At 58.2% G+C, this 18,382-nt stretch carries 14 protein-coding genes and 1 pseudogene; 10 read left to right on the plus strand and 5 right to left on the minus strand.

Going from position 1 to position 18,382, the window contains the following annotated elements; all coding sequences use genetic code 11:
- Positions 1-100 precede the first annotated feature (100 nt).
- Positions 101-919 (plus strand): alpha/beta fold hydrolase, encoded by an 819-nt coding sequence (locus J5278_RS20675; RefSeq protein ID WP_209188234.1) that lies wholly within the window; start codon positions 101-103, stop codon positions 917-919.
- A 685-nt stretch (positions 920-1,604) separates the two neighbouring features.
- Here J5278_RS20675 and J5278_RS20680 read toward each other — a convergent pair.
- The 3 genes from J5278_RS20680 to J5278_RS20690 all read right to left on the minus strand — a co-directional run bounded on the left by J5278_RS20680 (position 1,605) and on the right by J5278_RS20690 (position 5,279).
- Positions 1,605-2,555, minus strand: coding sequence for an ABC transporter permease (locus J5278_RS20680; RefSeq protein WP_224128902.1), 951 nt, complete (start codon positions 2,553-2,555; stop codon positions 1,605-1,607).
- Between the two features lie 55 nt (positions 2,556-2,610).
- A complete protein-coding gene (locus tag J5278_RS20685) occupies positions 2,611-4,146 on the minus strand; it encodes a sugar ABC transporter ATP-binding protein (protein WP_209229082.1) in 1,536 nt (511 codons plus the stop codon).
- Positions 4,147-4,301: 155 nt separating this feature from the next.
- Positions 4,302-5,279 (minus strand): sugar ABC transporter substrate-binding protein, encoded by a 978-nt coding sequence (locus tag J5278_RS20690; protein ID WP_142831633.1) that lies wholly within the window; start codon positions 5,277-5,279, stop codon positions 4,302-4,304.
- A 303-nt stretch (positions 5,280-5,582) separates the two neighbouring features.
- On the opposite strand from J5278_RS20690, the gene J5278_RS20695 reads away from it, so the two are divergent.
- The 4 genes and pseudogenes from J5278_RS20695 to J5278_RS20710 all read left to right on the plus strand — a co-directional run.
- Positions 5,583-6,611, plus strand: coding sequence for a LacI family DNA-binding transcriptional regulator (locus J5278_RS20695; RefSeq protein ID WP_209188231.1), 1,029 nt, complete (start codon positions 5,583-5,585; stop codon positions 6,609-6,611).
- 117 nt (positions 6,612-6,728) lie between these two features.
- Positions 6,729-7,421: a GntR family transcriptional regulator gene (locus J5278_RS20700; protein WP_209188230.1), complete on the plus strand. Its 693-nt coding sequence runs from the start codon at positions 6,729-6,731 to the stop codon at positions 7,419-7,421.
- A 146-nt stretch (positions 7,422-7,567) separates the two neighbouring features.
- On the plus strand, positions 7,568-8,713 hold the full coding sequence (locus J5278_RS20705; RefSeq protein WP_142831586.1) for a Xaa-Pro peptidase family protein: 1,146 nt from the start codon (positions 7,568-7,570) through the stop codon (positions 8,711-8,713).
- 22 nt (positions 8,714-8,735) lie between these two features.
- Positions 8,736-9,494 (plus strand): annotated as a pseudogene (locus tag J5278_RS20710) (dihydrodipicolinate synthase family protein); the annotation flags it as partial.
- A gap of 91 nt (positions 9,495-9,585) precedes the next feature.
- Here the strand turns inward: J5278_RS20710 and J5278_RS20715 are convergent.
- Positions 9,586-10,587 carry a LacI family DNA-binding transcriptional regulator gene (locus tag J5278_RS20715; RefSeq protein WP_247749435.1) on the minus strand — a complete coding sequence of 334 codons (1,002 nt, stop codon included), beginning with the start codon at positions 10,585-10,587 and terminating at the stop codon, positions 9,586-9,588.
- 172 nt (positions 10,588-10,759) lie between these two features.
- Between J5278_RS20715 and J5278_RS20720 the strand changes: the two genes are divergently transcribed.
- From J5278_RS20720 to J5278_RS20740, 5 genes are all read left to right on the plus strand, one after another.
- Positions 10,760-12,007, plus strand: coding sequence for a sugar ABC transporter substrate-binding protein (locus J5278_RS20720; protein ID WP_209206992.1), 1,248 nt, complete (start codon positions 10,760-10,762; stop codon positions 12,005-12,007).
- Positions 12,008-12,113: 106 nt separating this feature from the next.
- The gene (locus J5278_RS20725) at positions 12,114-13,025 is read left to right on the plus strand and encodes a carbohydrate ABC transporter permease (RefSeq protein WP_209186183.1); all 912 of its coding nucleotides are present in this window, start codon (positions 12,114-12,116) and stop codon (positions 13,023-13,025) included.
- Entirely contained in the window at positions 13,022-13,891 is an 870-nt protein-coding gene (locus J5278_RS20730; protein WP_219258972.1) for a carbohydrate ABC transporter permease, read from the plus strand. Before J5278_RS20725 ends, J5278_RS20730 begins: the two co-directional genes overlap by 4 nt.
- Positions 13,892-13,921: 30 nt before the next feature.
- A complete protein-coding gene (locus tag J5278_RS20735; RefSeq protein ID WP_142831591.1) occupies positions 13,922-15,868 on the plus strand; it encodes a glycoside hydrolase family 127 protein in 1,947 nt (648 codons plus the stop codon).
- 10 nt (positions 15,869-15,878) lie between these two features.
- Positions 15,879-16,976: an ABC transporter ATP-binding protein gene (locus J5278_RS20740; RefSeq protein WP_142831592.1), complete on the plus strand. Its 1,098-nt coding sequence runs from the start codon at positions 15,879-15,881 to the stop codon at positions 16,974-16,976.
- Positions 16,977-17,480: 504 nt separating this feature from the next.
- Here the strand turns inward: J5278_RS20740 and J5278_RS20745 are convergent.
- A complete protein-coding gene (locus J5278_RS20745) occupies positions 17,481-18,350 on the minus strand; it encodes a sugar phosphate isomerase/epimerase family protein (RefSeq protein ID WP_143123092.1) in 870 nt (289 codons plus the stop codon).
- Between the last annotated feature and the right edge of the window lie 32 nt (positions 18,351-18,382).

Raw genomic sequence — 18,382 nt, forward strand, 5'->3', positions numbered from 1 at the left:
ACGGCGTGGTGAAACGCCCGCAAATTGGCGTTAGCGGCTGAGGATACAGGAACATGTCAAGCTCCCAACGGTTTAACCCCGTCAATTGAAGGAGTTCTACATGGCATTCGTCAAAGCAAAAGATGGTACGCAATTGCATGTCAAAGATATGGGCCAGGGACGTCCTGTCCTTCTCATCCATGGATGGCCGCTGACAGGCGACATGTTTGAATACCAGACGCTGGCACTTCTGGAAGCCGGATACCGGGTGATCACCTATGACCGGCGTGGTTTTGGTCAGTCAGGCCATCCGGCGGACGGCTATAACTATGATACCTTCGCCGACGATTTGGCGAGTGTCCTGGAGGAACTCGACCTACAGCAGGTCTCGCTGATCGGGTTTTCGATGGGTGGTGGCGAAATTGCCCGCTATCTCAGCCGCCATGGTGTGTCACGCGTTGCAAAGTCGGTGTTGGTTTCTTCTGTTGTCCCGTATCTCCTGAAGGACGGGAGCAATCCCGATGGCGTGGATGCAAGTGTATTTGAGGATATGAAGGCACAGATTCGCAAGGACCGCTTCGCCTTCCTGCAGGCCTTTGCGAAAACTTTTTACGGGGTCGGGATGCTGACCAATCCGGTTAGCGAGGGTGTGCTCGATTGGTCGTTTGCGCTCGGCATCATGGCAAGCCCCAAAGCCACGATCGAGTGCATCGATGCGTTCGGTAAAACGGATTTTCGCGGCGATTTCTCAGCGTTTACCATGCCGACGTTGGTCATTCACGGGACGGGCGACAAGACAGTCCCGATCGGTCCGTCGGGTCGTGCTGCTGCAGCCGGTATTACCGGGGCGACCCTAATTGAGTATGACGGCGAGCCTCACGGCCTGTTCGCGACGGTCCCCGAGCGTCTCAACAGGGATCTGCTCGAGTTCTTAGCTTAGCTGTCGGAATGCGTGAGTAGGTACAGCGAAAGGCGGGCTGGTCCTGCCTTTCGTATTTTTCATGAAAATATTTTGATCAGCAACCATCCTCGCCCGCAAAGGGAAGCCTCACTGAGGTGCGACCTCACCGACTTTGGACTTGCAATGCCGAGGCGGAAGAAGGCCCACGTACTTTTAATTCGTTGGGGGACGGAAGGTGGGGGTGGTTGCTCCATCAACAGGAGTTGGACAGGATCAAGGTTCGTTAATTGAGTAATATAATGCGTTTCCCTGCCCCCGCCATTTCCCGAGTCCGCCTTGAGCAGTTGCTTTCTCTCAACGCTCAATCCAAGCCGATTTCGCCTGAAGTCAGGCTGGGAAGCCCCGCGCCAGAGCAGGCAAGCCTAGATCTTTCCCGGCCAACGGGAGGTACCTCACGCCGAGAGCCAGAAGAAACTTTTTTACATCAATGACTTGGAAGAGATTGCGTCATGCGACTTATGGAATCTGGGGTTTTCATAGCGCGAAAAAAAAGAATTTTACCTAATCGCTTGAATGTCAGCACTCACCGTCGGACAGCTTCGCTCTCAATCTTAATCAGAGTGGTCTGAATTGATTGCCACCATCAATTGCTTTTGATGGCTCGAACCTGTCTCACCCACCACTCCGGATAAAATCTAGAAGAAAATGATGAGCCCGACGGCTCTCACCGCATTTCCAGAATACCCAAGAGCTTACCACGATAGCTATCGCCGATCACAGCGAGGACGATAACGGCACCGATCACGATAGGTTTGACATTATCGTCGGCGCCCAGAAGTTGCAAGCCGGTCGACAATACCTGCAGAATGCACGCGCCGACCAGTGTTCCGACAATTGAGCCTTTGCCACCCGAGAGACTTGTCCCACCGATGATGACGGCCGCAATTGCATTTAGCTCATAGCCAATCCCTGCGACAGGACTGCCGACGTTCAGCCGGAGCAGATAGACCATAGCGGCTATCCCGGCAGTCAGCCCCGAGATTGCAAAGACTGCAATTTTGTAGCGCCGCGGCGTATGGCCGGAAAGGCGCACGGCCTCTTCGTTGGTGCCGATGGCAAACACGAAGCGCCCGAAAACCGTATATTTCAGGATGAACCATCCGATGAGAACGACGACGATCGCGATCAGGAAGATCGACGGCAGCACGCCCCAGAAGATGAGATTTCCGAAATCGACGAATGGCTGCGGCAGGCCCGTAATCGTGGAGTTATCGCTGACCACACGCGCCAGACCGCTGGCGACATTGAGCATTCCTAGCGTGACGATGAACGAGGGAAGCTTCCACCTCTCGCAGATCCAGCCGTTGAGCCCGCCAAGAATGAGGCCAACGCCCATGGAGGCAACTGATGCCAGAACGATCGCTTGCCAAGGGGACAGACGGGGATCGATCATGATGGTGGCGCCAACCACCGTGCAAAGTGCTAGAAGCGAACCCACCGAGAGATCGATGCCCCCGACGAGGATGACGAAGGTCATGCCGGACGCCAGGACGGTGTTGATCGCCGTCTGAACGAAAATCTTCAGGAAGTTCTCGGGCGTCGCAAAATAGGGGGCTGCGGCCGAGAAGAATATGACGAGGACGACGAGTGCAATCGCAACACCGGCTTCCCGCATTGAAATACGCAGGATGGTATCAACGAGGCGCACCCGTTTCACGGCACTCGTGGTTTCAGTGTTCTCGGACACGACTATACTCCTTGTAGGCCAGTGAGAGGATCTTGCTCTCGTCAAACTCTTCACGTGTCACTTGACCAGCAATCTTTCCGGCTGAAAGAACGATGATGCGGTGGCAGATGCCCATCAGCTCAGGCAGATCGGAGGAAACCACGAGAATGCCCTTTCCCGTGGCAGCCAAGTTCCAGACAAGCTCATAGATCTCGGCTTTGGCGCCGACATCGATCCCGCGGGTGGGCTCATCGAAAATGAGCACCTTCGGTCCGCGGAAAAGCCATTTGGCGATAACCACCTTTTGCTGGTTGCCGCCGGAAAAGGTTCTGACGACCTGTTTGATCGAGGGCGTCTTTATGCGCAGTTCCTGCACCAGACGCCTGGCATTGCTGTCTTCCACCGTCTTCAGGATCAGTCCGTTGCGGGAGATCTTGCGCAGGTCGGTTATCGTCGAGTTCTGGGCGCAGGTCATGTCGAGCATGAGCCCCTGTGTTTTGCGGTCTTCGGTCGCAAGGCAAAGGCCCGCGTTCACCGCATCCTTCGGGGATCTGATCTCGACCACTTTTCCATCGACCCTGATCTCCCCGGCGGCTTTCAGATCGGCTCCGAAAATGGCTCGCACGGCCTGCGTGCGGCCGCTGCCGACAAGGCCGGCGATGCCGACGATCTCCCCGCTAGCAACGGAGAACGACAACTCCGGGCTATCGCGGCTTACCCTGAGACCCGACACTCCGAGCGCTTCGCCATAAACGGGGCTGTCTTTGCGGAACACGTTGAGATTGGCAATCGTTCGGCCGACCATGAGCTCAACGATTTCAGGAATGGCAAGTCCGGCGAGCGGCCGGGTAATCACGTGCTGGCCATCGCGCAATATGGTCACGTCGTCGCCGACTTCAAAAATCTCTTCGAGACGATGAGATATGTAAAGCGTTGTTACGCCGCGGTTTCGCAGGCGTCTGAGAATTTCGAAGAGGCGATCGACCTCCTTCGAGGTCAGCGTCGCAGTCGGCTCATCAAGCACAAGGAATTTGCTTTCGTAGCAAAGCGCCTTTGCGATTTCGAGCAATTGCAACTGTGCGACACTCAAGCGGCCGGCCTGCATTGTTGGCGCTATGTCGAGGCCGACTTCGGCGAGCAGTTCAGCCGCGCGTCTGTTCATCTGCTTGTAGTCGACCAGTCCGTGGCGGCGCGGCAGGTTCTCGAACAACAGGTTTTCAGCAACCGTCAGATTCGATAGTGGATGGAGTTCCTGATGGACGATGCGGATGCCGGCGCTGAAGGCCTCAAAGGGCGACTGAGGCTCATAGCGCCTGCCGTCGAACCAAATCTGCCCGTCGTCGGGTTTGAACACGCCGCCGAGAAGATTAATGAGCGTAGATTTTCCGGCGCCGTTTTCCCCAAGCAGCACATGTCCCCTGCCGCGGGAAATTTCGATGGAAACGTCCTTGAGCGCCACAACGCCGGGAAACCGTTTGCCGATCCTGTCCAGCCTCAAAATCGTTTCTTCGGTTTCATGTACCAAGTCGATCTCATGCATCGTTCGATCCGGATGAGGGTCAGCAGCACTTCGACGGTTCTAAACAATCGACGCGGCTAGTCATAAGCGGGAATTTTTGCAAATGCCTGCCGGGGAGATGATGCGCCAGCCATGAGCCAGCGCATCCGGTTTTGTTTGGACTACAAAGTGACAAGCTACTTCGTTATGAGCTTGATGTCAGTCTTGACCCAGCCGGTGAACTTCTCGCCCTTCATTTCACGAAGACCGTAATCGATGCCCATGGCAGCCATCTGGGCACCATATTGCTCAACGGTTGCCAGCACCTTGCCATCTTTGATCAAAGGTTGAACGGCTGGAATATTGTCGAAGCCGACAACTTTGATCTTGCCGCTCACGCCAGCCGCATCAAGCGCTTTCACAACACCAAGCACCATCGAGTCGTTGGCAGCCATGACGCCCTGAATGTCATGATATTTGGTCAGAAAATTCGTCATGACAGTGTTAGCTTCTTCGGTCTCCCAATGCGCGGTTTTGCTGTCGAGAAGCTGCAGACCACCGGCCTTGATCGCGTCGGCAAAGCCTTTCGCCCGCTCCTTGGCATTATCGGCTTCCGGGTTGCCTTCCAGGACGACGACCTTGCCACCCTTACCGAGATCCTTAGCAAGAGCATCGCCGGCCAGCTTGGCGCCATCCCTGTTGTCAGGACCGAAAAAAGCGAGATCGATACCGGCGGCCTTCTTCGCACCCTCATCGAGCGCAACATCAATATTGATGACCTTTACGCCCGCTTTTACCGCCTTGGCCAGCGGTGTTACCATGGCCTTAGAGTCTGCCGGAGCAACGACGATGATGTCGTACTTCTGCGTCACAAAGTTTTCGACGGCATCGACCTGCGATGCGAAATCACGCTCGTCTTTCATGCCGACGGCCTTGAAGTCGAACTTGTCCTTATTCTTGGCGGCGTAATCGTCGGCGCCAGCCTTCATCTGCTTGAAAAATTCGTTGGAAAGCGACTTCATGATGAGGCCAACTTTCGGCTTGTCAGCGGCGAAGGCCGGAGCAGTGCTCATCGACAATGCGACGGCCACAAAAAGCGAGCCAGCCGCACTGAGTTTCAGCACGTTGCGACGGGTTTTGATATGAAAAGCACTACGAATTCGTAGATTCGACATTTTAAACCTCCCCAATGTCTTGGAAACCAGGGCCTCCTCGCCCGTATGAACCGTTTCCAATCGTCGACGGATACCAAGTCATATATACGCTGTCAATGCCGTATCCTCGCGCAGTTATGCAACTTGAAGATGTATCTGGCCAGGAAATTGACAGCGTGACATGAACCGGTTCTATATTGCGCGAAGCAAAGTTCGCTCTCAAACTCAGGTCAAATGACGGCTATTGAGCGCGCGGATCTCCATCGGTATGAGACAGGGTAAATCGGACGTTCGGTCTCCGAAGCACATAGGCAGAGCCTGAAAATGAAGAAGGTCGGGATACGAGACGTTGCCAAGCGCGCCGGGGTCGCGACTGGGACTGTTTCCAGGGTGCTGAATGGCCACGCTTCCGTGGCGCAGGACGTGCGCGACAGCGTTGATAAGGTCATTGCGGAGCTTGGCTATCGACCGGACCCCCATGCTCGCAGCATGCGAAGCAGAGTGAGCAGGCTGATCGGAATCGTGATCCCGAATTTGTCCAACCCTTTTTTTGCCGAAGTTGTGCAGGGTGCGGAGCAGGCCGCAGCATCGTTCGGCTACAATGTCATCTTCATGACCTCGCTCGATGACGTTGCAAAGGAAGCAGACCGGCTGGAGCAACTGGTCGGACGCAAGGTCGATGGGATCATCCTTGTTCCCAGTGACGGCTTTCACGCAACGAAACCTCCTCTTGGTTTGCCGCTCGTCGTGCTCGACCGGCTAATTAAGGATTATCCGGGCGTTGCTGCCAACCATCGTCAGGGCGCGAGGCTTGGCGCGGAATATCTTTTGAATTTGGGCCATCGCAGTATCGGTATCGTATCCGGGCCGTCCGACTCTGTCCCTGCAAATGATCGTCTCAGTGGCTATCTGGAGGCCGTTGAGGTTTTCAACGGCAGCAGCGGCCAATCGTGCAGTACCATGGTCGTGGAGGCCACATTCGATTATGAAGGTGGCTTGCGGGCCGGGAGTTATTTGCTGGCACAGGCACGCAACGAGAGGCCGACGGCGATCCTGGCGAGCTCAGATCAGCAGGCAATCGGCTGCATGCGGGCTGCCTACGACCTCGGCATTCCCATACCCGCTGCCCTTAGCATTGTCGGGTTCGACGGCATTCCTCTTTCTTACATGACGACGCCACGATTGAGCACTATCCGACAGCCGATAGCGGCGGTCGCTGCCGCGGCGGTGGAAATGATCTTGGGCCGCCGCGAGTTTTCCGAAGCCGATAAACCCCTTCTTCTGGAGTGTGCGCTCCTTGAAGGTGAGACCGCATCATCGCCTAGCCAGGTCCCGATGCTAAGAAATACATAAATCAAAAAGCATGTGCTGGACGTTTAAACATTTCCATATTAAATACCTGTCGACAGATTGCACGCAGATTGCCACTGATCGCATTCTCCGGCTGCATTGACATAACGGGAACGCTATATGGAATTGGTCCGCACACGCGGTTCTGGCACCCAGACAGTCTACGCGACCATCAGGCAGGAGATTCTTGCCATGACATTGGCGCCCGGCTGTCCTCTCGACGAGGTCAAGTTGTCTGAGCGCTTTGGAATGTCGAGGACGCCGATCCGGGAAGCCCTTTTGCGGCTGTCTGCCGATGGACTGATCACCACCTTGCCGAACCGCAGCACCATTGTCGCGGCCATCGATTTCGCGACGCTTCCCACCTATTTCGAAGCACTGACATTGATGTATCGCGTGACGACACGCGGTGCCGCCGACAAGCGCAATTCTACCGCCATGGCCCACATCCGCGCGTGCCAAGCGGATTTCGCTCAGGCTGTGGCGTCCAGGGATGCCTACGCGATGATCGAGGCGAATCGCGACTTTCACGTCGCAATCGCGGAACTGGCCGGCAACCACTATTATACGACCTTCTTCTCCCGGCTGCTGGATGAGGGACGCCGTATCCTGAGGCTCTACTATTCGACGTTCGACGACCGATTGCCACGGCAATATGTCGATGAGCACGAGGAGACGATCGCCACGATCGAGGCCCAGGACGTCGAGAAAGCCGATGCGCTGGCAACCGGCCACGCGGACCAGATTGTTGCGCAGATCCAGGAATATGTTGCCCGCGATGCCGGCAACGCCCGTCGCATCACGATCGTCTAGCGTCACCCGCCGCACGGGTGATCCGCGTGTCGAGCGCTGCCGAAAACCCGTTTCGGACTGGACGCTTTTCGTAACGGTCCATTCCAAACCCGCATTACCACCACGTCTTCAAATCATTGATTGCCGAACGCTGCAGGAGCCCACACATGGAATGGAATTTCCCCGTCGCAAGGATCGATGACCCGGAGCGCTTGCAGCGGGTTGGGCTATTGCAACAGGTGCTGGCGGCTGCCGATTGCGGCGGCATCCTGCTCGGCCCGACAGAAAGTCTGCGTTATTTTACCGGCCTGGTGTGGCATCAGAGCGAGCGTTTGCTCGGAGCGCTGGTGACGCCCAGCGCTCTCTACTACATCGTCCCAGGCTTTGAGCTTGGCCGGGTGGAGACGTTGGCGAGGTTGCCGGGCGAGGTCGTCGTATGGCAGGAGGAGGAAAGCAGTGCCGCCCTCATCAGCGCGTTGCTTCCTCCGAACAGCCGCCTGGCGCTCGACGACGCCTTGCCGCTCTTCGTCTATCACGCGCTTGCACAAAATCTTGGTGCGGAACGCCTCGTCGATGGCGGGAGGATGATCCGCGACCTGCGCCTGTGCAAATCCAGCGCCGAGATCGACCTCATCCAGTTCGCCATGAACCTGACGCTCGAGGTGCAGCGACGCGCGAATGCCTTCATCAAGCCGGGCATCCGCGCCTCGCAGGTTGTGCAATATATCGATGAGCAGCACCGGGCGCTCGGTGTCCCCGACGGATCCAGCTTCTGCATCGTGTCCTTTGCCGAGGCCACCTCCCTGCCCCACGGCGTCGATGGAGACCAAGTCTACCATGCCGGCGACGTCGTCCTCGTCGATACGGGTTGCCGCATCGACGGCTATCATTCGGACCTGACGAGAACCTACGTCTTGGAAGACCCGGACGAAGACTTTGCCCGGGCCTGGACAATCGAGCGGGAAGCGCAACAGGCGGTCTTTGATGCCGCGAAAATCGGCGCGGCGTGCAGCACGCTCGACGACGCCGCGCGCGCCGTACTGTCGAGATATGGTCTTGGCCCCGACTACCGGCTGCCTGGCCTTCCGCATCGCGCCGGCCATGGGCTTGGGCTGGACATTCATGAAGAGCCCTATCTGGTCCGTGGCAATGCGACCGTTCTCGCACCTGGAATGTGCTTTTCTAACGAGCCAATGATCGTCTTTCCGGAGCGCTTCGGTCTCCGGCTGGAGGACCACATCTACATGACGGAAACCGGGCCGCGCTGGTTCACGACCCCCGCAAAAGGACCGGCCGAGCCATTCGCCAATTGACAGCAATCGTCTATGATCGCCGGCCGGCCTGCGGGTGATTGTCGGCACCGGCGCCGTCAACACCAAGATCGCCGCCGAGCATGCGGCCCACGCCCAAAAGGTCGGCGGGCATGGTCTGATGGTCATTCCAAGGGTCCTGTCGCGCGGCACCTCGGCGTCTGCCCAGCGCGACCATTTCAAGACCATCCTGTCGGCGGCACCCAACCTTCTGGCGGTGATCTACAACAGCCCCTATTATGGCTTTGCGACCCGCGCCGAGTTGGTCTTCGATCTTCGCAACGACCACAAGAACCTGATCGGCTTCAAGGAATTCGGCGGCCCCTCAGACCTGCGCTACGCTTCGGAAAACATCACCAGCCGCGACGATGAAGTGACGCTCATGGTCGGTGCCGATACGGCTGTGTTCCACGGGTTCGTAAACTGCGGCGCGTCCGGCGCCATCACCGGCATCGGCAATGTTCTGCCCAAGGAAATCCTGCATCTGGTCGCGCTCGCCCAGGCGGCGGCAGGGGGCGATGCGGTTGCCCGCGCCCATGCGCTGGAACTCGAAAGCGCCCTCGGCGTGCTCTCTTGCTTCGATGAAGGCCCGGATCTGGTGCTCTATTACAAGCACATGCTCGTTCTCACCGGCAATCCCGAATTTACGCTGCATTTCAACGAGACCGACAGCCTGTCGGACAGCCAGCGCGATTACGTCGAAAAACAGTTTGCCCTGTTCCAGGCCTGGTATGCGGATTGGTCGAAGCAGTTCGCGTCGCTGGAAAAATCCAAGGCAGCGTGAGGCAGTAGAGCCAAGCCGACGCGCAGGACACCGGATCGAAGCGGCCAGAGTCGCTTTGATCCCATACCACAAGAGCGGGACGGCCTAGCCTTCAGTTTCGGCCGCTGCTTTGACGAACGACGAGCCGGCAGGCAATGCCCCGCTCACCGGGCGCAATCGCCTCGCCCTTGGTGAGGCCCAGAATGGCAAGGCCCGCCTGCCGCCCGAGCTCCTTCAACTCCATGTCGATCGTCGTCAGGGCCGGCCGCGTCTGCTCGGCAATGACCTCCCAATTGTCGAAGCCAACGACCGCGACGTCCTGGGGAACACGCACCCCGCGGTCGCGCAAGGCATCGATCACCCCGCGGGCGATCTGGTCATTGCCACAAAAGATCGCATCGGGCGTCGCGTCTCGCTCGAAGATCATGTCGATCGCCGCGTGCCCCCACTCCTCCGTCCAGTCGCCGAACAGCACTTCCGCCCCCGCGCCATAGCTATCCCGGTAGGATCTGGCGCGTAGCCGGGCCGCCAGATAATCCTCGGGACCGGTGATGTGGATGATGGTCCGTCTCGACAACCCCACCAGATGGTCGACGGCAAGTCGCGCGCCTTGCACGTCGTCGGGCAGGAATGACAGACTTCCGGCCGGACCCTTCGCAAAAGCATAGACGACCGGGATCGAAAGATTGAGAAGCTCGACTGGCGGAACGACATCCAGCCGGGTCGCCGTGAAAATGATGCCGTCGACATGCTTGTCCAGCAGCGCTTCGAGATGAAGTTTCGCAAGAGCGGGGTCGTTGTTGGTGGCGCAGAGAAAAACCGAAACGCCCTGGCTGACAAGCGCCTCCGACACACCTGCCGTCATCGGCAACGTCAAGCGGCCATAGGTGTCGTTCGTCAACATGCCGATCGTCGAGGTTCGCTTGCTGAGCAATCCCCTCGCCAGCGAACTTGGGCGAAAGCCGATCTCGGCGGCTATCTGCTTTACCCGTAGGCGCGTTTCCTCGTTCACGCGGCCGGTGTCGTTCAGCGCATTCGAAACGGTCGAGATGCTAACGCCGGCGCGCTTGGCGACGTCTCGGATGGTGCGGCGGCGATGGGCGAGGCTTGTCAAAATAGGGGTCCCGGATTTTCGTTGCCAAAAGGTTTTAGCAAAGGCCATATACTTTGCAAAAAGGTTTTTGCATATTTTTGCACACACAATGTCGACATACCGATTTTTCTCGAATAGCGTCGTGGCAACGTCAAACAAAGGTGCTTGACGGCAACGAAAAAAGGGAACGCTTATGCACAAAATCAAATTGGCGCTCATAGCACTTTCGCTTTTGGCAAGCACGTCGCTTGCAAACGCCGAAGACATCACCCTCTGGGTTAGGACCTCGTCCGGCGCCGTGCTTCAGGCGCTTGCCGACCACTACAACGCGTCCCATGCCGACAAGGTCAACGTCACGCAAATCACCGCCGAGCAGATGGTGCCGAAACTCGGCGCCGCCATCGCCGGCGGCGCTGCCCCCGATGGCGCTGTCCTCGATTTGATCTACCTGCCGACATTCGCGGCGGCCGATAGCCTCGAAGACATCAGCGACTTCGTCAAGTCCGCCCCTTACGCAAGCGCCATGAGCCCTTCGCATATTCGCCTGGCCACCTATAACGACAAGGTCTACGGCGTCCCGGCCCTGCCCGACGCCTCGATCATCGCCTACAACACCGACCTGTTCACCAAGGCCGGCCTCGATCCGTCCAAGCCGCCGGCATCGCTCGACGAGATCGCTGCGGATGCCAAGAAGATCTCGGCACTCGGCAACAGCACCTACGGCTTCTATTTTGTCGCCAATTCCGGCAGCTGGCTGATCTATGACTTCCTGCCGCATATCTGGGCGGCGGGCGCCGATATCCTGAGCGCCGACGGCAAGACCGCCACGGTCGACACACCGGCCATGCGCGAGACCATCGCCGCCTACCGCGACATGTGGAAGGCCGGTGCCATCCACCCAACCTCGCGCTCGGGCAACGGCAACAACGCCGTCGAAGCCTTCGCCTCCGGCAAGGTCGGGATCCTGATGACCGGCTCCTACATCGTCAATCTGCTGACCAGCAAATATCCAGACGTAAAGTTCGCGGTGGCGCCGATTCCCGGCCCGAAGAACGGCGCGTCCAGCTTTGCCGGCGGCGATACCTTGGCGCTGATGAAGGGCATCGCTCCCGCGAAGAAGAAGGTCGCCCTCGACTTCGTGAATTTCTACATGCAGCCGGACCAGCAGGTGTTCATCACCCAGGAATCCGGCATGCCGTCGCGCACCGACCTTGCCAAGGAAGCCTATGCCAAGTTCGACCCGCGCAACCTCACTGCCTATGATGTGCTTGCCAAGGCCCGGACGCCCTACACCTTCTCGTCCGACGAACTCTTCGTCAGCCGCACGGGGCCGTTCGTCAACCTGATCCAGGGCGCGATCTTCGGCGATGACGTCAATGGTTCGATCGCCAAGACGCAGGACGATTTCACGAAAATCCTGAAGCGCACCAACCCGAACTGATGTTCCAATCACAGGCGCAGGGCGGCACCCTCCGTCCTGCGGTAGCACACCATCCCCATTGAATGCTCTCAACGAAGCGGAAACTCAGTTGTCTTCAAACCCAGGCATGCGGGCATCTGCAGATCACGGACGTGCCAACAAGCCCGAGCCAACGGGTTGGCTGGGACTGCTGTTCATCCTACCAAGCACGCTCTTCATTCTGCTGCTGTTCATTCTGCCGTTGATCATGACGGTCTGGATGAGTTTTTATAACTGGCCGCTGCTCGGTAGGACGAAGTTCATCGGCCTTGCCAATTACATCGAGCTCGCCGGCGATACCCAGCTCTGGCATTCGCTCGGCTTCACCATGCTGTACACCTTTCTGGTGACGACAGCCCTTTTCTTGGTCGCCTTTCCGCTGGCGCTGCTGGTCGATCGCCCGATGCGGATCGCCGGCTTCTTTCGCACCATCTACTTCCTTCCCGTGGTCATCGGCTTCGGCGCGGCATCGACGCTGTGGATGTGGCTCCTCAATCCAGACAATGGCGTTTTCGCTGAACTCCTGCAGGCCGTCGGCCTGGTCAACAGCGCGCCAAGACCACTGGAAAGTTTCTGGACAGCGCTTGCCGTCATCATCCTGATGGTCGTGTGGAAAACGGCGGGCTTCACCATGGTGATCCTGCTGACGGGGTTGCAAGGCATTCCCGACGATATTATCGAGGCAGCAAAGATCGACGGCGCCAGTCCTTTCAGCCGCTTTCGGCGGATCACCCTGCCGCTGATGCGCAATTCGATCATGCTGGCGTTGATCCTCAACATCACCTCGTCGATGCTCGCCTTCGATCAGTTCTTCATCATCACCCAGGGCGGGCCTCAGAACAGCACGATCTCGGCGGTCTACTCGATCTATCTGGCATCCTTCTCCTCCTACCGTCTCGGATACGGCTCGGCGATCTCCTTCTCGCTGCTGGTCGTGCTGGTGGCGATCAGTTCCATCCAGTTCGTTTTCCTGCGCCAACGTCCGGAGGGCGAGCGATGACCCCGGTGCCTTCGACCGTTGCGCCGAGGCGGCGCGCCGACAGGACCACGAAGCTCGCCTTTCTGGCTGTCTCGATCGTGTTTTCGATCTTCTTCATCATGCCGATCGTCTGGTCCTTCGCCAACTCCTTCAAGCCGGCGGCAGAGGCGCTTGCCCATCCGGTCGCGCTTTTTTCCAAGGCTTTTTCGCTGGAGAACTATCGCCGTCTCGAACACGTCGGCGCCGGCTGGTATGTCTACGCTCTCAACTCCGTCGCCATCGCCATCGGCACGGTGGTGCTGACTGTGCTGATATCGGTGCCGGCCGGCTACGGCTTTTCGAAATTCCGCTTTCCCGGCCAGTCGCTGATCTTCATCATGGTGATGGCGACGATGATGATCCCGTTTCAGTCGATCCTGACGCCGCTGTTCCTCATCCTGAAGGTCATCCACCTGCAGAACAGTTTGGTCGGCCTGGTGCTTATCTATGTGACCTTCCAGCTGCCGTTCTCGATCTTCATGATGCGCAACGCTTTCGATGCCGTACCACAGGCGCTGATCGAGGCCGGCCGCATCGATGGCGCGTCGCAGACCACCATCCTGCGGCGGATCATGCTGCCAATCGCGCTTCCGGGCGTCGCGACCGTCGCGATGTTCGCCTTCCTCAATTCCTGGAACGAATTTCTGGCGGCGCTGATTTTCCTCTCGGAGCAAAACAAGTTCACGCTTCCCATCATGCTCGTCAATGTCTCCTCCGGGATGTACGGCATCATCGACTGGGGCGCCCTGCAGGCCGGCATCACCGTGACGATGATCCCCTGCCTTCTGCTGTTCTTCCTTCTTCAACGCTATTACGTGCGCGGCCTGACCGCCGGCGCCGTCAAGTAAAGTTCGCGGCTTCCCCCGCCAGGAGTTTCCATGTCAGTTTCCGACAAGACAACCGCGTCCGCGCCAGACGGCCGTCCAGCCCGCTTCGTTCCCGCCGACCACAGCCGCGTCGAATTCAGCGGCGGCTTCTGGCAGAGCTGGACGGAGACCGTTCGCAGCGTCACCATTCCGTCCCAGCACGATCGGCTCGAGGAGGAAGGATTTCTCGAGGTTCTCGACTTCGGAAAGCCGCCGGGTCCCCTTGCGCGCCCGATCCAGCCCAGCGGCCTGTCGATGCAGCATTTTTTCGATTCCGACTTCGGCAAGTGGATCGAAGCCGCCAGCTACACGCTCAAGGCTCATCCCGATGTCGAGATCGAGGCGAAGATCGAAGCGATCGTCGAAAAACTCGAGCAGGGCCAGATGGCCGACGGCTATCTCAACAGCTGGTTCATTCGCCGCGAACCTGAGAAGCGCTGGACGAACCTGCGCGACCTGCACGAGATGTATTCCATGGGCCACCTGTTGGAGGGGGCCGTAGCCTATTTCGAGGCGACCGGAAAGCGGCGCTTTCTCGACGTGATGATCCGCGCCGTCGATCATATCATCGACACTTTCGGCCCCGAGCCCGGTAAACTGCGCGGCTATGACGCGCATGAGGAGATCGAGCTTGCGCTGGTCAAGCTCTACCGCGTCACCCGCGACCCCCGTCATCTCGACCTTGCCGTCTACTTTGTCGACGAGCGCGGCGCCATGCCGTCCTATTATGACGAGGAGGCGCGCAAGCGCGGTGAAAACCCCGACGACTACGTCTATCAGACCTACGCCTACAGCCAGGCGCACATCCCCGTGCGCGAGCAGACGCAGGTGGTCGGCCATGCCGTTCGCGCCATGTATCTGTTCTCGGCCATGGCGGACCTGGCGCATGAGAACAACGATCCCGCGTTGTTTGCCATTTGCGATCGGCTCTTCGACAACCTGACCAGCCGCCAACTCTACGTCACCGGCGGGCTCGGGCCATCGGCATCGAACGAAGGTTTTACCCGCGAGTACGATCTTCCCAATGAGACGGCTTATGCAGAGACATGCGCCGCAGTGGCCTTGGGGTTCTGGGGCCATCGGATGGCACAGATCGACCTCGACAGACGGTTCACGGACAGTCTCGAAACCGTGCTGTTCAACGGCGCTCTCTCCGGCATTTCCCGCGATGGGCAACATTATTTCTACGAGAACGTGCTCGAAAGCCACGGCCAGAACCGTCGTTGGAAATGGCACTATTGCCCATGCTGCCCGACGAACATTGCCCGTTTCATCACGTCGCTGGGCCAATATTTTTACTCTGCCAGGGCCGGCGAACTCGCGGTTCATCTCTATGGCGCCAATACCGCGGAATTGTCGGTCGGGAATGCTTTCGTCCGTCTCACGCAGGAAACCCGCTATCCCTGGGATGGCGACATCGGCCTTCGTCTTGGGCTCGAAAACGCCACGCCGCTGACCGTGAAGCTGCGGATTCCGGGCTGGTGCCTTGACGCGACCATCGCCGTCAACGGCGAGCCAGTCGATCTTCGAGCGTGTGTCACCAAAGGTTATGCGTATATCGCCCGGGAATGGCGGGACGGCGACGAAATTCGCCTTTCGTTCGACATGCCGGTGCAGCGGCTCTATGCCCATCCGGCGGCAAGCGAAGACAGCGGTCGCGTGGCGCTGCGGCGCGGTCCCGTTGTCTATTGCGTCGAGGAAACCGACATCGGCGGTGAACCGCAGCGGCTTCGTCTGCCTGCCGATGCGGTGATCGGTACGCGTTTCGATGCGGAGCTTCTCGGCGGCGCCATGGTGCTGGAAGGCGAAGCGCTGGAAGCGGACGCCAGCGACTGGAGCGACAGCCTCTACCGTACGTCTCCGCCAGCTTTGGTTCCGAAACCATTCAAGGCAATTCCGTATCATCTCTGGGCGAACCGCGAGCCGGGTGCGATGCTCGTTTGGCTGCAGGAAAATTAGGAGAAGAGCGATGGCAAGGCTTCAACTCAAAAGCGTCGTCAAATCCTACGGTATTTATGAAGCCGTGCGCGGCATCGATCTCGATATCGAGGACAACGAGTTCGTCGTCTTCGTCGGCCCTTCCGGCTGCGGAAAATCGACCACGCTCCGGATGATCGCCGGGCTGGAGCACATCACCGCCGGCGATATCGTCATCGGCGACCGTGTCGTCACCAATCTCGGTCCGGGCAAGCGCGATATCGCCATGGTGTTTCAGAACTACGCGCTCTATCCGCACATGTCGGTCCGGGAGAACATCGCCTTCTGTCTGCAGCAGCAGAAACTCGCAAAACCCGAAATCGAGGCCAGGATCAGACGCGCATCGGAAACGCTGCATATCACCGAACTCCTGGATCGGCGGCCCGGCCAACTGTCCGGCGGTCAGCGTCAGCGCGTCGCCATGGGCCGGGCGATCGTGCGCAATCCGAAGGTGTTTCTGTTCGACGAGCCGCTGTCGAACCTGGATGCGAAGCTCCGCGTCCAGATGCGCACCGAAATCAAAAGGCTTCATCAGATCCTGCCGACGACCACCGTCTACGTCACCCATGACCAGGTCGAAGCGATGACGATGGCAGACCGTGTCGTGGTGATGAATGCAGGACTTGTCGAGCAAGTTGGACCGCCGCAGGAGTTGTACCACAGCCCGGCGAGCCTGTTCGTCGCCGGGTTCATCGGCTCGCCATCGATGAACTTTCTTGAAGCAGAACTCATCGACCGCGACGGCGTCCCGGCCGTGCGGCTGGCGGATGGTACGCTGCTGGCGATACCGGCACAACGTCTGGCCGGCTATGCGCCGCATGTCGGGAAAGCCGTTACCTTCGGTATCCGTCCCGAGTCGATATCCCCTCGACAGGAGCGCGAGGGCTTTGCGAGTATCGACGTGATGGTTGACCTGGTGGAGCCGCTGGGACCGTCGACGATGATCTATTTCGATGTAGCAAATATCACGCTCTGCGCCAGCATCAGCCCTGACAGCGGTGCGCGGCCCCAGACGACGATGCCGATCTCGGTGAATATGAACCAGATGCATTTGTTCGACCGGGAAAGCGGACGATCCTTGCGTACCTAAACGAGGCCGCACTGTCGCCCGTGTCTACTACTTGCGCTTGAACAGATACGAACTGCCGACCCGCAGAAAATAAAAAGGCAAGCAACATGAACGGAGTAAGCTACGCCCATTTATGAAACCTACCTGGGCGGTGCCGCTACATCAAAGACGGTCAGGGCGCGGAGATCAAAGGACCTTCATCGCAAGTTGAAGGCTAAGCTTTTCAACACGGCCAAGCGGTAAGCCTAGATTAGCGCGTACTCAGCCGCGTAGATATCATGTTCGTCTCAAGGCAGTTGCGAGTCAATTAACAGCGACGTCTGTCAAAAACCACCCGCGCATCGAACGCGTCTAGCGTAACTCGCCCTCCTCACTCGCGCCGCTATGATTTTAACTTAAATCTGATACTTATCTGATCAGCAGGCGTGTGTTTTTTTGCGGGTTTGAAGCGCCATTCGGGCCCGGAGACGAAGCATAGGCCTGAATGGCATTCTACATGATCAACTGAATATGCGACCAGATTCGTTAAGAGCCGAGAACGAAACGAGAAAATGCGAGTGCATTTCGCGCATCTTCATCCATTTTGGCTTCGTCTGCACCATCGCTCAGATCGCGCCACACCCTGATGTCGGAGCCTATCGTTCCACCCGTTTTGACAAAAGGCTCCATCACGACGGCACCAGTGTAATTGATGTCGCGCAGTGCGAGACTGATCTCATGCCAAGGTAGTCGGCCTTTGCCCGGGACACGGCGATTGCTTTCGCCGGTGTGGAAATGCCCGAGTAGCGGGCCCGCGGTGCGGATGGCATCGCCAAAGCTGTCCTCCTCAATGTTCATATGGAATGTATCAAGCATCACTTTGACATTGGGCTTGCCGACATCGTTGATGAAGGCCACGCCTTCTGCCGCGGTGTTGAGAACGTGGTTCTCGAAGCGATTCAGCACCTCGATGCAGAGGTTTATGCCCAGGTCGTTGGCAAAGTCCGCGATACCGTGAATGCCCTCGACCCCGCGTGCACGGTCGCCTTCCTTGTCGACAGGCGTTGAATAGTCCACCGGCCAATAGGAATGGAGCGCACCGCCGATTGTCTTGATATCAAGCTTTGCGACGTTCTTGAGCGTTTGCTGGAAAAATACCTTACCAGCTTGCCGCACGGCAATATCAGGGGACGACAGGTTCTTGGCCTTGGAAGGCCCAATGCCGGCGGTTAGAATGATACTGTTGTCTGCCGCGCTCTGTTTGATCAGGGCAAGATCTGCGTCGCTATAGTCGTTGATGTGGTGCGCAGCCACTTCGATGACATCGAAGCCAAGCTTCGCAACCTTCTCGATGTATGGAGCAAAACTGGCGCTCCACTCATGTTCCCAGTAAGAATAGTAAATTCCATGCTTCATTGGAGCCTCCTTGAGTTTTCAGATGCAGATGT

The sequence above is a fragment of the Rhizobium sp. B21/90 genome, assembly GCF_019355815.1.
Classification (GTDB): domain Bacteria; phylum Pseudomonadota; class Alphaproteobacteria; order Rhizobiales; family Rhizobiaceae; genus Rhizobium; species Rhizobium rhododendri.